The organism is Salipiger mangrovisoli (genome assembly GCF_015223355.1).
Classification (GTDB): domain Bacteria; phylum Pseudomonadota; class Alphaproteobacteria; order Rhodobacterales; family Rhodobacteraceae; genus Salipiger; species Salipiger mangrovisoli.
The window spans coordinates 75,204-88,356 of sequence record NZ_JADFFK010000007.1 but is presented as its reverse complement, the minus strand read 5'-3'; the positions used below and the strand labels follow the sequence as shown (position 1 = coordinate 88,356).

General features: G+C 68.2%; 12 protein-coding genes. 4 read left to right on the top strand and 8 right to left on the bottom strand.

The window, feature by feature from the left end; translation table 11 throughout:
- Positions 1–5: 5 nt before the first annotated feature.
- Positions 6–1,283, bottom strand: coding sequence for a solute carrier family 23 protein (locus IQ782_RS10820; RefSeq protein ID WP_194134649.1), 1,278 nt, complete (start codon positions 1,281–1,283; stop codon positions 6–8).
- A 243-nt stretch (positions 1,284–1,526) separates the two neighbouring features.
- Between IQ782_RS10820 and IQ782_RS10815 the strand changes: the two genes are divergently transcribed.
- Together IQ782_RS10815 and IQ782_RS10810 are read left to right on the top strand one after the other, a co-directional pair.
- Positions 1,527–2,282, top strand: coding sequence for an SDR family NAD(P)-dependent oxidoreductase (locus IQ782_RS10815; protein WP_194134648.1), 756 nt, complete (start codon positions 1,527–1,529; stop codon positions 2,280–2,282).
- 128 nt (positions 2,283–2,410) lie between these two features.
- Entirely contained in the window at positions 2,411–3,220 is an 810-nt protein-coding gene (locus IQ782_RS10810; protein ID WP_194134647.1) for a class I SAM-dependent methyltransferase, read from the top strand.
- Positions 3,221–3,514: 294 nt separating this feature from the next.
- On the opposite strand, the gene IQ782_RS10805 is transcribed toward IQ782_RS10810, so the two are convergent.
- From IQ782_RS10805 to IQ782_RS10790, 4 genes are read right to left on the bottom strand one after another with little or no spacing between them, the layout of a single operon-like run.
- Complete coding sequence (locus IQ782_RS10805; RefSeq protein ID WP_194134646.1) at positions 3,515–4,513, bottom strand: HupE/UreJ family protein; 999 nt, start codon at positions 4,511–4,513, stop codon at positions 3,515–3,517.
- Positions 4,510–5,352, bottom strand: a complete 843-nt coding sequence (locus IQ782_RS10800) for a peptidyl-prolyl cis-trans isomerase (RefSeq protein WP_194134645.1) — start codon at positions 5,350–5,352, stop codon at positions 4,510–4,512. Before IQ782_RS10800 ends, IQ782_RS10805 begins: the two co-directional genes overlap by 4 nt.
- On the bottom strand, positions 5,349–5,759 hold the full coding sequence (locus IQ782_RS10795) for a DUF302 domain-containing protein (protein WP_194134644.1): 411 nt from the start codon (positions 5,757–5,759) through the stop codon (positions 5,349–5,351). The genes IQ782_RS10800 and IQ782_RS10795 overlap by 4 nt, the downstream gene beginning before the upstream one ends.
- Before the next feature lie 2 nt (positions 5,760–5,761).
- Entirely contained in the window at positions 5,762–7,669 is a 1,908-nt protein-coding gene (locus IQ782_RS10790; protein ID WP_240989233.1) for a DUF3604 domain-containing protein, read from the bottom strand.
- Between the two features lie 301 nt (positions 7,670–7,970).
- Between IQ782_RS10790 and IQ782_RS10785 the strand changes: the two genes are divergently transcribed.
- Positions 7,971–9,191 carry a TIGR03862 family flavoprotein gene (locus IQ782_RS10785; protein ID WP_240989232.1) on the top strand — a complete coding sequence of 407 codons (1,221 nt, stop codon included), beginning with the start codon at positions 7,971–7,973 and terminating at the stop codon, positions 9,189–9,191.
- Positions 9,192–9,258: 67 nt separating this feature from the next.
- Positions 9,259–9,717, top strand: coding sequence for a GNAT family N-acetyltransferase (locus IQ782_RS10780; protein WP_194134643.1), 459 nt, complete (start codon positions 9,259–9,261; stop codon positions 9,715–9,717).
- Positions 9,718–9,837: 120 nt separating this feature from the next.
- On the opposite strand, the gene IQ782_RS10775 is transcribed toward IQ782_RS10780, so the two are convergent.
- The 3 genes from IQ782_RS10775 to dgcN all read right to left on the bottom strand — a co-directional run bounded on the left by IQ782_RS10775 (position 9,838) and on the right by dgcN (position 12,881).
- Complete coding sequence (locus tag IQ782_RS10775; RefSeq protein WP_194134642.1) at positions 9,838–10,698, bottom strand: D-amino-acid transaminase; 861 nt, start codon at positions 10,696–10,698, stop codon at positions 9,838–9,840.
- 124 nt (positions 10,699–10,822) lie between these two features.
- A complete protein-coding gene (dgcA, locus tag IQ782_RS10770; RefSeq protein ID WP_194134641.1) occupies positions 10,823–11,788 on the bottom strand; it encodes an N-acetyl-D-Glu racemase DgcA in 966 nt (321 codons plus the stop codon).
- Positions 11,789–11,879: 91 nt separating this feature from the next.
- Positions 11,880–12,881 carry an N-acetyltransferase DgcN gene (gene dgcN, locus IQ782_RS10765; protein ID WP_194134640.1) on the bottom strand — a complete coding sequence of 334 codons (1,002 nt, stop codon included), beginning with the start codon at positions 12,879–12,881 and terminating at the stop codon, positions 11,880–11,882.
- Positions 12,882–13,153: the final 272 nt, after the last annotated feature.

Below are 13,153 nucleotides of genomic sequence, written 5' to 3'. Positions count from 1 at the left end.
TTGGCTCAGGCCTTCCGGCCGATGCCGAGCAGCTGGTAGAGCAGCAGCGCCGCCAGCGTCGAGGTGCCGATGCCACCCAGCGAGAACGCGCCGATGTGCAGGGTGAAGTCCCCCGCCCCGAAGATCAGCGCGATGCCCGCGGTGAAGAGGTTGCGCGGGTCCGAGAAATCCACCTTGTTCTCGATCCAGATGCGCGCCATGGCCGAGGCGATCAGCCCGAAAACCGCCACCGAGAGCCCCGCCAGCACCGGCGCCGGGATGGTCTGCAGCAGCGCGCCGAACTTCGGCGAAAGGCCAAGCAGGATGGCGACGAAGGCGGCAATCACGAAGACCAGCGTGGAATAGACCTTGGTCATCGCCATGACGCCGATGTTCTCTGCGTAGGTGGTCACCCCGGTTCCGCCGCCCGAGCCCGCGACCATGGTCGCCAGACCGTCGGCCAGGAAGCCCCGGCCGATGTAGCGGTCCATGTCCTGCCCGGTGATCGCCCCGAGCGCCTTGATGTGTCCGAGGTTCTCGGCAACCAGCACGATGGCGACCGGCGCGATCAGGGTGATCGCCGACCAGTGGAATTCCGGCGTCTGGAAGTGCGGCAGGCCGAACCAGTCGGCGGCGGCGACGTTCGAGAAGTCGATTGCGGGCATGAGGCCGAGGATGTTGCCCAGCACCAGCACCAGCACATAGCCGAAGAGCAGCGCCAGCAGCACCGACAGCCGCCGGGTGCGGGACGGGCCGTAGCAGGACACCATCGCCATGCAGAGCACGGTCAGCAGCGCCACCGTCAGATGCGAGGGCGTCGGCGTGCCAAAGGCGTTGAGCTGGTCGACCGCGACCGGCGCGAGGTTGAGGCCGATGGCGATGCCGATGGTGCCGGTCACCACCGGCGGCATCAGCTTTTCGACCCAGCCGTAGCCGGCCAACATGACGATGACACCGATCAGCGCATAGAGCGCGCCGCAGGCGATGATGCCGCCGAGCGCATGGGCAATGGTCGCCCCCTCCTGCCCGAGCACCGACAGGACCACCGCGATGAAGGCGAAGGAAGAGCCGAGGTAGCTCGGCACCCGCCCGGCGGTCAGGATGAAGAAGAGCAGCGTGCCGATCCCCGAGAAGAACACCGCGACGTTGGGATCAAAGCCCATCAGGATGGGGGCGACGATGGTCGAGCCGGACATGGCCAGCAGGTGCTGGATGCCCATCGGCAGCGACGCGGCACCGGGCAGCCTTTCGTCCGGCATGATCACCTGGCCCGTGCCGACACGCCATCGCGGGAAATAGGACATCGCTCTCTCCTGGGAAGATTCTCTCTGCCCGCCGCCTTATCCCCATTCTGCCGAAAATGTGAGGGTGTCGCGCCGGAAAGGCTGCGATGCAGGGGGGCACCACCCGCCGCATCGCGCCTCAAGGACCAGCCCGACGCTCGGAAACGTGATGGTCAATTTTGCATAAGCCTCTGTGCAAAGGCGCAAATTGTCTCGGCATCCCAAGGTATACAAGTTACAGGCCATAGTGAGAAAGGACCTGACATGGACATTTTCTTCAGTGGCAAGACCGCAATTGTCACCGGCGCGGCGTCCGGCATCGGCCTCGCGATCGCCGAGTCGCTGGCAGCCTCGGGCGCAACCGTCATCGTCGCGGACCTCAAGCAGGAAGATGCCGACCGAGAAGCCGCGGCGATCACCGCCAAGGGCGGCACGGCTTACGGCTTCGCCGGCAACGTCGCCGATCCCGCCAGCGTCGAGGCCATGGTCGCCTTCGCCGAGGAGAAGACCGGCGCACTGCATCTGCTGGTCAGCAACGCCGGGATCAGCGGTGTCGCGGCCAAGACCGGCGACTACCCGCTCGACAGCTGGAAATCGGTGATCGACGTGAACCTCAACGGCGTCTTCTACGGCGTCCGCTTCGCGGTTCCGGCGATGAAGCGGGCCGGCGGCGGCGCCATCGTCAACATGGCCTCGATGCTGGGCTCGGTGGGCATCGCCAATTCCTCGGCCTATGTCGCCGCCAAGCACGGCGTGGTGGGGCTGACCAAGTCGGCGGCGCTGGAACACGCCGAGGACAATATCCGTATCAACTCGATCGGGCCGGGCTTCATCAAGACGCCGCTGCTCGATGCCAACCTCGACGATGACACCAAGGCCTTCCTCGAAAGCCAGGCGGCACAGAACCGCATGGGCACGCCCGAGGAAGTGGCGAACCTGACGCTCTTCCTGCTGTCGGACAAGGCGAGCTTCATCACCGGCTCCTACCACCTGGTCGACGGTGGCTACACCGCGCGCTGACCCACGCCGCGCAGGCTGCGCTTCGTCGCGCCGCCCGCGCGGACACCGCCATGCCGGTCCGCCCTAAACCGCCCTGCTGTGCTATACTGTAAGGGCCGCTGCTCTGAACACGGGAGGAGGTCATGGGCATGGATACTCCAGGGATGAAACAGGAAGACGCCGCCACGGGCCAGATCACCGCCGCGGCAGCGCGGGTGTACGAGCAGTTCTTCGTACCCGCGCTGTTCGGGCAATTCGCGCCGTGGCTGGTGGAAGCCGCCGGGATCCGAGGCGGCGGGCGGGTGCTCGACGTGGCCACCGGCACCGGGATCGTGGCGCGCGCCGCGCTGGCGCGCGGCGCCAGCGTGACCGGCGTGGACATCAACGAGGGCATGCTGACCATCGCGCGCGAGAAGGCTCCGCACGCAAGCTTTCAGCTGGCTGCCGCCGAGTCGCTGCCCTTCGAGGACAACAGCTTCGACGCGGTGACCTGCCAGTTCGCCTTGATGTTCCTTGCCGATCGCGGACAGGCGCTGCGCGAGATGGCGCGGGTCTGCCACCCCGGCGGTCACCTGGCCGTTTCGGTTTTCGACACATGGGAAAACTCGCCGGGATATCGCGATCTTGTCCCGCTGCTGGGAGAGATCATGGGCGATGCCGCGGCCGAGGCGTTCAAGCCTCCCTTCAGCCTCGGCGACCCCGCAACGCTGGAGAAGGTGCTGCGGGAGGGCGGGCTCGAGGACGCGCAGATCATCCACAAGACCGGACAGATCCGCCATGCCTCGATGGACGCCTGGCTCGATACCGAGATCGGCGGCTGGACGCTCGCCTCTCTGGCGACTCCGGAGACCATGGCGGCGCTGAAGGCGCGGGCCCCGGAGGTGCTTGGCCAGTATCGCAACAGCGATGGGACCATCTCTTTCGAAGCGCCCGCCTTTTTCGCCGTCGCGCAGGTCTGATCGCTGCGCGCGACGTCCCGGGCGCTCAGATCGAGGCCCAGTCGGTGAAGCGCCAGCTTGTCGGCATACGCGGGCCCGGTTGCGGCGGTGTCCAGCGCTTGGGGGTCTCTTGCTTGGTCATCGGGTCGGCCTTTCGCAAAGTGTTTCGACCCCTTCACCCTGGCGCGTGGCGGTTTCAGCCCGATGCCGGCCCGTGTTTCACTTGTTTCGACACGCCGCCCCTTGCCGGTCAGTCGCCGCGCGCGATGGGCAGACCGGCAACACGCTGCCAGCCGCGGCTTCCGCGCGCCCGGCTCAGAAGGCTGCAAGCCGTTCGATCACCCAGAATGCGGCAATGCTCCCGATGCCGTAGCTGCTCAGGCGGCTGAGGCGCGGCCCATGATCGGCGAGCACCGGCGCCATGCGCCGTGCGAGGTAGCCCAAGCCCAGCACCAGCGCGATGAACATCAGCTGGCCGAGTTCGACGCCGATATTGAACGACAGCAACGCCAGGGGAATGTCGGCCTGCGGCAGGCCGATCTCGCGCAGCGCGCCCGCGAAGCCCAGCCCGTGGATCAACCCGAAGCCGAAGGAGACCAGCGCCGGAAAGCGCTCGGCGACCGGGTCCCGGCGTTCGGGCGGCAGCGCGAGTTCATAGGCCAGGAAGACGATGGACAGCGCCACCACAACCTCGACGGGCGCCGAGGGCAACCGCAGCCAGCCCAGTGTCGCGGCGGCGAGCGTCAGGCTGTGGGCCAGCGTAAAGGCCGTGATAGCCCAGAGCAGCCGCCGCGGCTGGCGCACCAGCAGCAGCAGCGCGAAAACGAAGAGCAGGTGATCCGCCCCCTCGAGGATATGGGTGACACCCAGCGAGACGTAGCTGGTGAAAACCGCCCCGGCGGCGGGCTCGACGGGTACGGTGAACTCCGCGGCGCTGGCGGTCAGGCGCTGGGTCTGCGCCTGACCCGGCTCCAGCTCGTAGCGCACCAGCACGTCGGTGCGCGTGCTCGCCAGCCCCGCGATGCTGATCTTTCCACCGGCCAGACCCTCCGGGCAGCTGGCAAGGAACGAGGTCACCCAGGCGCGCCCGTCGAACGCCGGAGCCGGCGCGGGTGTGCTCTGGCAGCTCTCGGGCAGCACCGGGGTGATCGGCATCGGCCGCCCCTCAACATCGGGCATGCGCCAACTCACCCGCCACTGCGTCCCTTCCATCACCGAGATCTCTAGGAACCCCGGATCAAGCGCGTGGGCCGAAGCCACCAGGGGGTTCAGCAGGCAGGTCAGCACGAGCAGCAGCAGGGCGAGCGGTTTCATTGCGCGGCCTCTGCCCCCTCGCGCGGCAGATCGAGCGTGTAGCGACTGAGAAGCTCGTCGGTGAACGCGGTGCGCATCTTTCGCGCCTGGGCCGCACGCCAATCGGCCAGCACCCGGTCGCGCAGGCTGTCGAGCGGTGCGAGCTCTGCCTCCTCGCGGGTGTCCATCCTGACAAGATGACGCCCGTAGCCGCTGTCGATGGGACCGGACCACCGGCCCAGGGGAAGCGCGTCGATCGCCGCGACGAAACCGCCGCCGAAGACCCGCGCAACCGAGGGACCGGGCATGTCGTCGAGCCGCGGCGGCAGCATCGTCGGCTGGCCAAGGTCCGCCGGATCTGCCCCCTGTTCGAGCTCTGCCAGCAGCGCGGCCTGCGCTGCCTCCGTCGCGTCCTGCGGCAGCAGCACCTGTGCGAAACTGAACCGTGCCGGACGGGCGTATTGTGCAGCCTGCTCGGTGTAGAACGCCTGCAGGACATCCTCCGCCGGCGTCATGGCCGCGGCGGGGGCCTCGGCGAGGAATTCCATCTTGGCGCGCATGCGGTTGCGGATCATCGCATCGCCCTTGTCGAGGCCAAGCGTCAGCGCCTCGCGCACCATCACCTCCTCGATTGCCCAGTCGCGGACCAGGCCGCGCGACTCCGCCTCGGTCGGCACGCGGCCCCAGGCGGCGAAGAAGCCGTCCGCAAGCCGGTTCATCTCGGCCTCGGACAGGTGCAGCACATGTTCGTCGGGCGCGCGGGTCTCGGGCGGTGACATCAGTGCGTAGAGTCCGAAAACCAGCCCGCCGAGCACGAAGAAATGCAGCAGCGGCGAACGGAGGACCGCACCGAACCTCATGCGTCCTCCCGGCGCAGCGCCTCGGCGACGCGGGCCAGACGCGACCCGGCATCCGCAGCCAGATCAGCGATCTCGGGCACTTGCCCAAGATCGCCCATGGCCATCATCTGCCCGGCATCGACAAGCCGGACCAGCGCGCCGCCAGGGGCCTCCTCGATGGTCACGTTGCAGGGCAGCAAAAGCCCCACGTCGGGCCGCGCCGTGACGGCGCGAAGCGCGAGCGCCGGATTGCAGGCCCCGAGGATGGTGTAGCGGCGGAACTCCGTGTCGAGCTTCTCGGCGAAGGCCCGGTCGAGATCGATCCGGGAGATCACGCCGAAGCCCTCTGCCGCGAGCGCCCTGGTCACCGCCTCGACCGCCCCATCGAAGGGACGGCCGAGCGGCACCTCTGTTCCGAAGCCCGTCATCATCACTCCCCGTGGCTGTACCAGATCGGCGAGCTGTAGGCGCGCTCGGTCACGGTCATCGGCACATCGTCGGTGAAGGCGGCCTCCTCGAAATAGGCCGCGTCAAAGGCGGTCCAGCGTGGCGTCGGGATCTCGATCACCCGCGCGTAGTAGAAGGCGTCGAGCGCCGGATCGAACTCGGGATCGGTCCAGACGGTGATCAGCTCGGGCGCACCGATGGTGTTGGTGAAGGAGGCGTGCTCGACATCAACCGTGTCGCCCACCGAGGGCAGCTTGCCGTCCTCGCCGGGCGCGCGGTCGCCGGACCAGACCACGTCGTAGATCTTTTCCTGCATCTCGCCCGCGGCATCGACCCAGCCCTTGATGATCTGGATGCGATCAAGATTGCCCGAATAGGGGTCCTTGATCGCGGCGACGAGGAAGTTCGGCGCGCTGGCCCCCTCCGGTGCGGGCATCAGGTCGGCGCCCATCGGCACACCCTTGCCGTAGCCGATGGTTCCGGGGTTGCGTCCCAGCGCATCCTCGGGCGCAAAGTCCCAGCCGCCGAAGAAGCGCAGGCCGATGCGCGTGCCCGTGGTGCCGTAGACCTCCTTGCGCTTCATCGCGTCCCAGATCGAGGCGCGGGTGTTCTCGGTGGCCCAGACCGCGGTGAGGCCGGAGGCCCCGAGCTTCCAGTCCTTCACCGTGCGCCCGTCGAAGTCGAAGGCATTGCCGGTCGAGCGCTCGGGCGAAGGCTCGGAGGCCGGGAACTTGCCCCAGAAATTGTTCTCCTCGGTCGAGGACACGCCGGTATGCGCATCGGTCGAGCCGAGCAGGCCGAACTTGAACGGGTTGGTGCCGAACTCGTCCTCCAGCTTGAGCCCGCGCTTCAGCGCCTCGCGGGCGTATTCATACTCGATCATGCCCGGCTCCTTGGGCACGACATTGAGGTTGCCCTTGTCCCAGATCTCGAAGTCGGCGAACTCGTCGGAGGGCGCGAGCGAGGGGTGCTGTTCCGAGGTGCCCTTGCCCTGTGTCACCTCGTAGAGCGGTTCCCAGCGGGCGCGCTTCTCGGCCCAGGCGGCGTCGATCGGGTTGCCGTCGGGGGTCTCGGTCGCGAACATCAGCCCGTTCGACAGGTTGCCGTTGTGCGGGATGGCGAGGATGCGGCCGCCGGTCTTGTCCTCATAGGCCTGCATCCAGTCCCAAAGCTCGCGCGGCTGCTCGGTGTCGAAGGTGGTCAGCGGCCGGACCTGGTCGGCGAAATACTTGTCATCGCGATAGATCAGGTTGCGGTGCAGGTTGTTGCCGCCGCCGTAGTTCGAGGACCACTCGTAGCCGAGGATCGCCGAGAAGATTCCGGGCTCGTTATGGCCCTCGACGATCTCGGTCATCTTCTTCCAGATGTCGAACTGCACCTCGTTGTCGGTCATTGCCTCGGGCAGCTCGCCGTTGCCCTGCGCCGCGATCATCTCCATCATCACCGCGCTGGCGGCGGCGCCGCCCTCGAGCATGCCGTCGTGCCACTTCTTGATCTGCGGGTCCGCCAGCAGCGCCGGGTCCCCCTCGTAGATGTTGGCCACCACGCCCATCGCATCGGAGTGATCGGTGACCACCATCCAGTCATAGGGCCGTGACAGCCTGACCTGCTGGCCGGTGCTCGAGGTGATCTCGGCCCCCTTGGCATAGCGCAGCGCGTCATCGGGCCCGACGCGGGTGCCGCCGGCAAAGGCATCGGCCGACCACGCGGTGTGCAGGTGCTGTTCGCCCCAGAGCGGACGGGTCGGGAAGGCGCGGCCGGCATAGGGCGAGTATCCCGGCTGGTTGAAGAAGCGCTCGATCTGTTCGGGGTAGATCGTGCCCGCGTCGGTGGTCACCTGAGCGAACAGTGGCGAGGCGAGAAGGCTCGTCGACAGTGCAAGGGATACCATGCGTCGCATCATGGGTCGTCCTTCCGGTTGCGAAGACATTTCAAAAATCGTCAGGTCAATGGTGACTCGCTCCTGCGGGGGCGACTCGAATTCAATCAGAACATGAGCAATAGGAACGCTTCCTCACTCGAAGAATCAACAACTTCTGATCGCGCTCAGTGTCGCGGGCCATCTTCGGCCACGCACGGCTTCTGCGTCCGGCCCTGCCGCGCCGCCGGCGCCGCTCGGCCCGCGGCCTTGTGCCCGGCGGCGCGGCAGGGCAAGACCAGAGCAGACGAGACAGGAGATCTTCCATGTGCACATGGCGCGACCCGGACGGCAGGCGATGAACGGCGCGCTCGTGATCGGCGGCGGCCCCGCCGGGCTGATGGCGGCGGATGCCCTGCTCTCGGCCGGACATCCCGTGGTGCTCGCCGAGGCCAGGCCCTCGCTCGGCCGCAAGCTGCTGATGGCGGGCAAGTCCGGGCTCAATCTGACCAAATCCGAGGGCTTTCCCGCCTTCCTGTCGAATTACGGCCCCGCCGCCGCCGCGCTGCGCCCCATGCTCTCGGCCTTCCCTCCCGAGGAGGTGATGCACTGGGCCGAGGGGCTGGGGCAGACGCTGTTCACCGGCTCCACCGGCCGGGTTTTCCCGCATGGGATGAAGGCCTCGCCGCTGCTGCGCGCCTGGCTGGCGCGGCTGGACGGCATGGGGCTGCAGCGGCACACGCGCTGGCGCTGGACCGGCTGGGACGGCGAGGCGGTGCTGATGGATACGCCGGGGGGCGCGCTGCGGCTGACGCCCCCGGTCACCGTGCTGGCGCTCGGCGGAGCCAGTTGGGCGCGGCTCGGCTCGGACGGACAATGGGCAGAGATCTTCGCGCGCGCGGGCCTTCCGGTCACCCCCTTCGCCCCGGCCAACGCCGGGCTCTGCGTGCAATGGTCAACCCACATGAAACCGCAGTTCGGCGCACCGCTGAAGGGCGTGGCCTTCCACGCGGGCGATCTGGTCTCGCGCGGCGAGGCGGTGATTTCCGCGCGCGGGCTCGAAGGCGGCGGGCTCTATCCGCTGTCGCCGGCGCTGCGCGAGGGCGCACCGCTCGCCATCGACCTCTGCCCCGACATCGACCTCGCGACGCTGTCCAAGCGGCTGTCGCGGCCGCGCGGCAAGCAAAGCCTGTCGAACCACCTGCGCAAGGTCGTCAACCTCTCGGCGGCGACCCGCGCCCTGCTGATGGAATGCGCCCGCCCCCTGCCCGATCAGCCCGCCGCGCTGGCGGCGCTGCTGAAGGCGCTGCCGGTGCCGCATGCCGGCCTGCGCCCGATGGACGAGGCGATCTCCGTGGCCGGCGGTGTGCCCTTCTCGGCGCTGGACCAGGGCCTGATGCTGAGGGAGCGGCCGGGCACCTTCGTCGCCGGCGAGATGCTGGACTGGGAGGCTCCGACCGGCGGCTACCTGCTGACCGGCTGCCTTGCCACCGGCCTCTGGGCCGGGCGCGCCGCGGCGGCAAGGCTGGCGGCCTGCCCGCCGCCCGGCCCATGATCGCGGCTCCGGTCGCGCCTGCCCCGGCGCTCCGCGGGCCCCTTCCGCCCTTGCCCCGGGACAGATCATGATCATCCGGCCCGCCAAGCCGTCCGACCTCGCCGCGCTCCGCGCCCTCTACACCGCCTTCTTCCGCGAGGACGGCATCGCCACACCACCGCCCGCCATCGCCGGGAACCTGTCGGTGATGCTCGGCGATCCGCGGGCCTGCATCTTCGTGGCCGACACAGGCAGCGAGCTGGCCGGCATGTCCTCGGGGAGCCTCACCTTCGGCGTGGAATTCGGCTGGTCGGCCGAGCTCGAGGACCTCTACGTGAGCCCCGGTCACCGGGGACTGGGGTGGTCGCGGTTGCTGGTCGCGGCGGTACTCGACTGGGCGCACGACCGTGGCGCACGCGAGACGGTGCTGGTGATCACGCCGCAGGCCGAGCAGGATCAGGCGCTGACCCGCTTTTACCGGAAGTTCGGCTTCCAGGCCTCGCGGCGCATCACCATGTACCGCGGGGGCACCGGCTCCGGGGCGTGAGCGCCGCAGGTCATCTCCGCGTTCGGCCGCTCCCGCCGGCCGCCACCGGTTGTCAGCCTCACATGGAAAAGGCGCCGCCCCCTGCGGAACGGCGCCCTTCGCACATCAGAAGGCGAAACCTCAGACCGCCGCCTTCAGGCTTTCCTCGAGGTAGATCTCGCGCAGCCGCGCGGCGACAGGGCCCGGCGTGCCGGTGCCGACCTTGGCCCCGTCAACCTCGACCACCGGCATCACGAAGCTCGACGCCGAGGTGACGAAAGCCTCATCGGCTTCCTTGGCCTCGTCGATCGAGAAACTCCGCTCCTCCACCTCCATCTGCGCTTCCTTGGCGCAGCGCAGCACGGCGGCGCGGGTGATGCCGTGCAGGATGTCGGTCGAGAGCTCGCGGGTGATGATCTTGCCGCCCTTGACGATATAGGCGTTGTTCGACGAGCCCTCGGTCACCTTGCCATCCTCGACGAACCAGGCGTCGTCGCAGCCGGCCTTCTTGGCGGCCATCTTGGCCATCGACGGGTAGAGCAGCTGCACGGTCTTGATGTCGCGGCGGCCCCAGCGGATGTCCTCGATCGAGATCACCTTGATGCCGGCCTTGGCCGCCGGGTTGTCGGCGAGGCCGGGCTTGTTCTGGGTGAAGAGCACCAGCGTGGGCTCGGTGGTCTCGGGATCGGGGAAGGCGAAGTCACGGTCGCCGGCGGAGCCGCGGGTGACCTGCAGGTAGACCAGGCCGTCGGTGATCTCGTTGCGCGCCACCAGCTCGCGGTGGATCGCCAGCAGCTCGTCCTCGGTGCAGGGCGCCTTCATGTCCAGCTCCGCCAGCGAGCGGGCGAGACGCCTGGCGTGGCCGTCGAAATCGATCAGCTTGCCGCCAAGAACCGAGGTCACCTCGTAAACCCCATCGGCCATCAGGAAGGCCCGGTCGAAGATCGACACCTTGGCCTCGGTCTCGGGCAGGTACTCGCCATTGACGTAAACGGTGCGCATTGCAGCTCTCTCCATAAGTCGCTGTGGGTCAGTTCCGCCAAAGCGGACCCGGGGTCAAGCCCGCCCGGTCAATTTTCCCCGCGCGGACCGCCCGTCATCTCGGTCGGGTTTATGGCGCCTCGGCTCAGCCCCAGAGCGCCGCCTCGGGGGCGTGCACGCCCGCCGCGTCGTAGAGCATCGCGTGCTCGCGGTCCTCGCCGAGCAGCAGCGGCGCGTCGAGATCGACGTAGTCCGCGCCCTGCGCCACGATCACCGCCGGCGCCATGGCGAGCGAGCTGCCCACCATGCAGCCGACGAAGATGCCGTAACCCTCGGCCTTGGCCGCCTCGAGCAGGTCCAGCGCCTCTGTCAGCCCGCCGGTCTTGTCGAGCTTGATGTTGACGATGTCGTACTTGCCCTTGAGCTTCGGCAGCGAGGCCCGGTCGTGGCAGCTCTCGTCGGCGCAGATCGGCACCGGGCGGTCCATGCCGAGAAGCGCATCATCCGCGCCCGCGGGCAGCGGCTGCTCGACCATGGCGACGCCGAGGCGCTGAAGGTGCGGCGCAAGATCGGCGTAGACCTCCGGTGTCCAGCCCTCGTTGGCGTCGACGATGATCGTGCTGTCGGGCGCGCCGGCGCGCACGGCCTCGAGCCGCGGCAGGTCCTCGGGGGTGCCGAGCTTGACTTTCAGCAGCGGACGGAAGGCGTTCTTCGCGGCCTGCGCCCGCATCTCTTCCGGAGCCGCGAGCGACAGCGTGTAGGCGGTCACCTCGGGCTGCGGCGCAGGCAGGCCCAGCAGCTCCCAGACCCGCTTGCCGGCGGTCTTGGCCTCGAGATCCCAGAGCGCGCAGTCAACGGCGTTGCGCGCCGCGCCCGAGGGCAGCAGCTCCTGCAGCGCCGCGCGGGTCACATCCTGCGGCAGCGAGCGGATCTGTGCCTCGACGCTGTCCAGCGTCTCGTCGTAGCGCGCGTAGGGCACGCATTCGCCGTAGCCGGTGAAACCGCCGCGGCTGATCTTCACGGTGATCACATGTGCCTCGGTGCGGCTGCCGCGCGAGATGGTGAAGACCTGCGCCAGCCTGAAGGTGTCGCGGGTGACCTCGATGCTCAAACCCTGCCCCTTTCATTGTTCCATAAATACGCCAACCCCCGGCGCCGGAAGCGCCGCCGCCGGGGGTGATTTGATCAGTCTGCCAGACGGCTCAGACCACGGCCAGCGCCTCGACCAGGCGCTCGGCACCGTGGCGGAACGGATCGACGCAGGGCAGCCCCAGGCTTTCCTCGACCTCGGCGCAATAGGCCTTGGCCTCCTCGTCGCCCATGTGCTGGGTGTTGATCGACACGCCGATCACCTTGCAGTCGGGGTTGCCGACCTTGGCCATCGCCAGCGCGGTGTCGCGTACCGCTTCCAGCGTCGGCAGCTTGTAACCCGGCAGGCCGCGCATGTGCGTGCGGGTCGGCTCGTGGCAGAGCACCAGCGCATCCGGCTGGCCGCCGTGGATCAGCGCAAGCGTCACGCCCGAGTAGGAGACGTGGAACAGCGAGCCCTGGCCCTCGATGATGTCCCAGTGATCGGCATCGTTGTCGGGGGTGAGGTATTCGATCGAGCCGGCCATGAAATCGGCGATGACCGCGTCGAGCGGCACGCCGTCGCCGGTGATCAGGATGCCGGTCTGGCCGGTGGCGCGGAAGGTCGATTTCATGCCCTTCTCGCGCATGCAGGCGTCCATCGCGAGCGCGGTGTACATCTTGCCAACCGAGCAGTCGGTGCCCACCGCCAGCAGGCGCTTGCCGGTGCGCTTCTCGCCGTTGGCGATCGGGTATTGTACCGAGGGGATGCGCACGTCGTGCAGCGTTTGGCCGGTGGCCTTGGCCACGGCGGCAAGGTCTTCCTCGTTGCGCAGCAGGTTGTGCAGGCCCGAGGCAAGGTCGAAACCTTCTTCCAGCGCCTCGACAAGCACCTTCTTCCAGGTCTGGGAAATCACGCCGCCGCGGTTGGCGACGCCGATCACCAGCGTCTTGGCACCGGCGGCCTTGGCTTCGGCGAGGGTCATGTCCTGCAGCCCGAGGTCGGCCTTGCAGCCGTCGAGGCGGAACTGGCCGACGCAGTTCTCGGGGCGCCAGTCCTTGATGCCCTGGGCCACCTTGGCGGCCAGGCCGTCGGGAGCGTCACCGAGGAAGAGGAGGTACGGCGTCTCGATCATTCTTGTATTCCCTGTACTCGTGTATGCTGTCTCGCGGGGCGTTCGATGGGAGGCGGCCCCGCCTTGGCTCTCGACGCTCACTCTGCCCTGTGTGGCGCGCAAATTCGTCTCGATTTGAACGCCAGCACCCGGCGTGACGCCAAAATTCCACGCTTTTCTGCGTTGCCGCCGAAGAATCGTGCATGGTCTCCGGTCGCGCCACGCAACGCTTGCGCCGCAGCGCGGCAAATTTCTATTGCGCGGCACCGCGCAATTTAATAACCCTCGCATCA

Bases quoted from the DNA above. Each gene is read 5' to 3' on its own strand.
- IQ782_RS10820 (WP_194134649.1), bottom strand. From the start codon at position 1,283: ATGTCCTATTTCCCGCGATGGCGTGTCGGCACGGGCCAGGTGATCATG.
- IQ782_RS10815 (WP_194134648.1), top strand. From the start codon at position 1,527: ATGGACATTTTCTTCAGTGGCAAGACCGCAATTGTCACCGGCGCGGCG.
- IQ782_RS10810 (WP_194134647.1), top strand. From the start codon at position 2,411: ATGGATACTCCAGGGATGAAACAGGAAGACGCCGCCACGGGCCAGATC.
- IQ782_RS10805 (WP_194134646.1), bottom strand. From the start codon at position 4,513: ATGAAACCGCTCGCCCTGCTGCTGCTCGTGCTGACCTGCCTGCTGAAC.
- IQ782_RS10800 (WP_194134645.1), bottom strand. From the start codon at position 5,352: ATGAGGTTCGGTGCGGTCCTCCGTTCGCCGCTGCTGCATTTCTTCGTG.
- IQ782_RS10795 (WP_194134644.1), bottom strand. From the start codon at position 5,759: ATGACGGGCTTCGGAACAGAGGTGCCGCTCGGCCGTCCCTTCGATGGG.
- IQ782_RS10790 (WP_240989233.1), bottom strand. From the start codon at position 7,669: ATGGTATCCCTTGCACTGTCGACGAGCCTTCTCGCCTCGCCACTGTTC.
- IQ782_RS10785 (WP_240989232.1), top strand. From the start codon at position 7,971: ATGGCGCGACCCGGACGGCAGGCGATGAACGGCGCGCTCGTGATCGGC.
- IQ782_RS10780 (WP_194134643.1), top strand. From the start codon at position 9,259: ATGATCATCCGGCCCGCCAAGCCGTCCGACCTCGCCGCGCTCCGCGCC.
- IQ782_RS10775 (WP_194134642.1), bottom strand. From the start codon at position 10,698: ATGCGCACCGTTTACGTCAATGGCGAGTACCTGCCCGAGACCGAGGCC.
- dgcN (WP_194134640.1), bottom strand. From the start codon at position 12,881: ATGATCGAGACGCCGTACCTCCTCTTCCTCGGTGACGCTCCCGACGGC.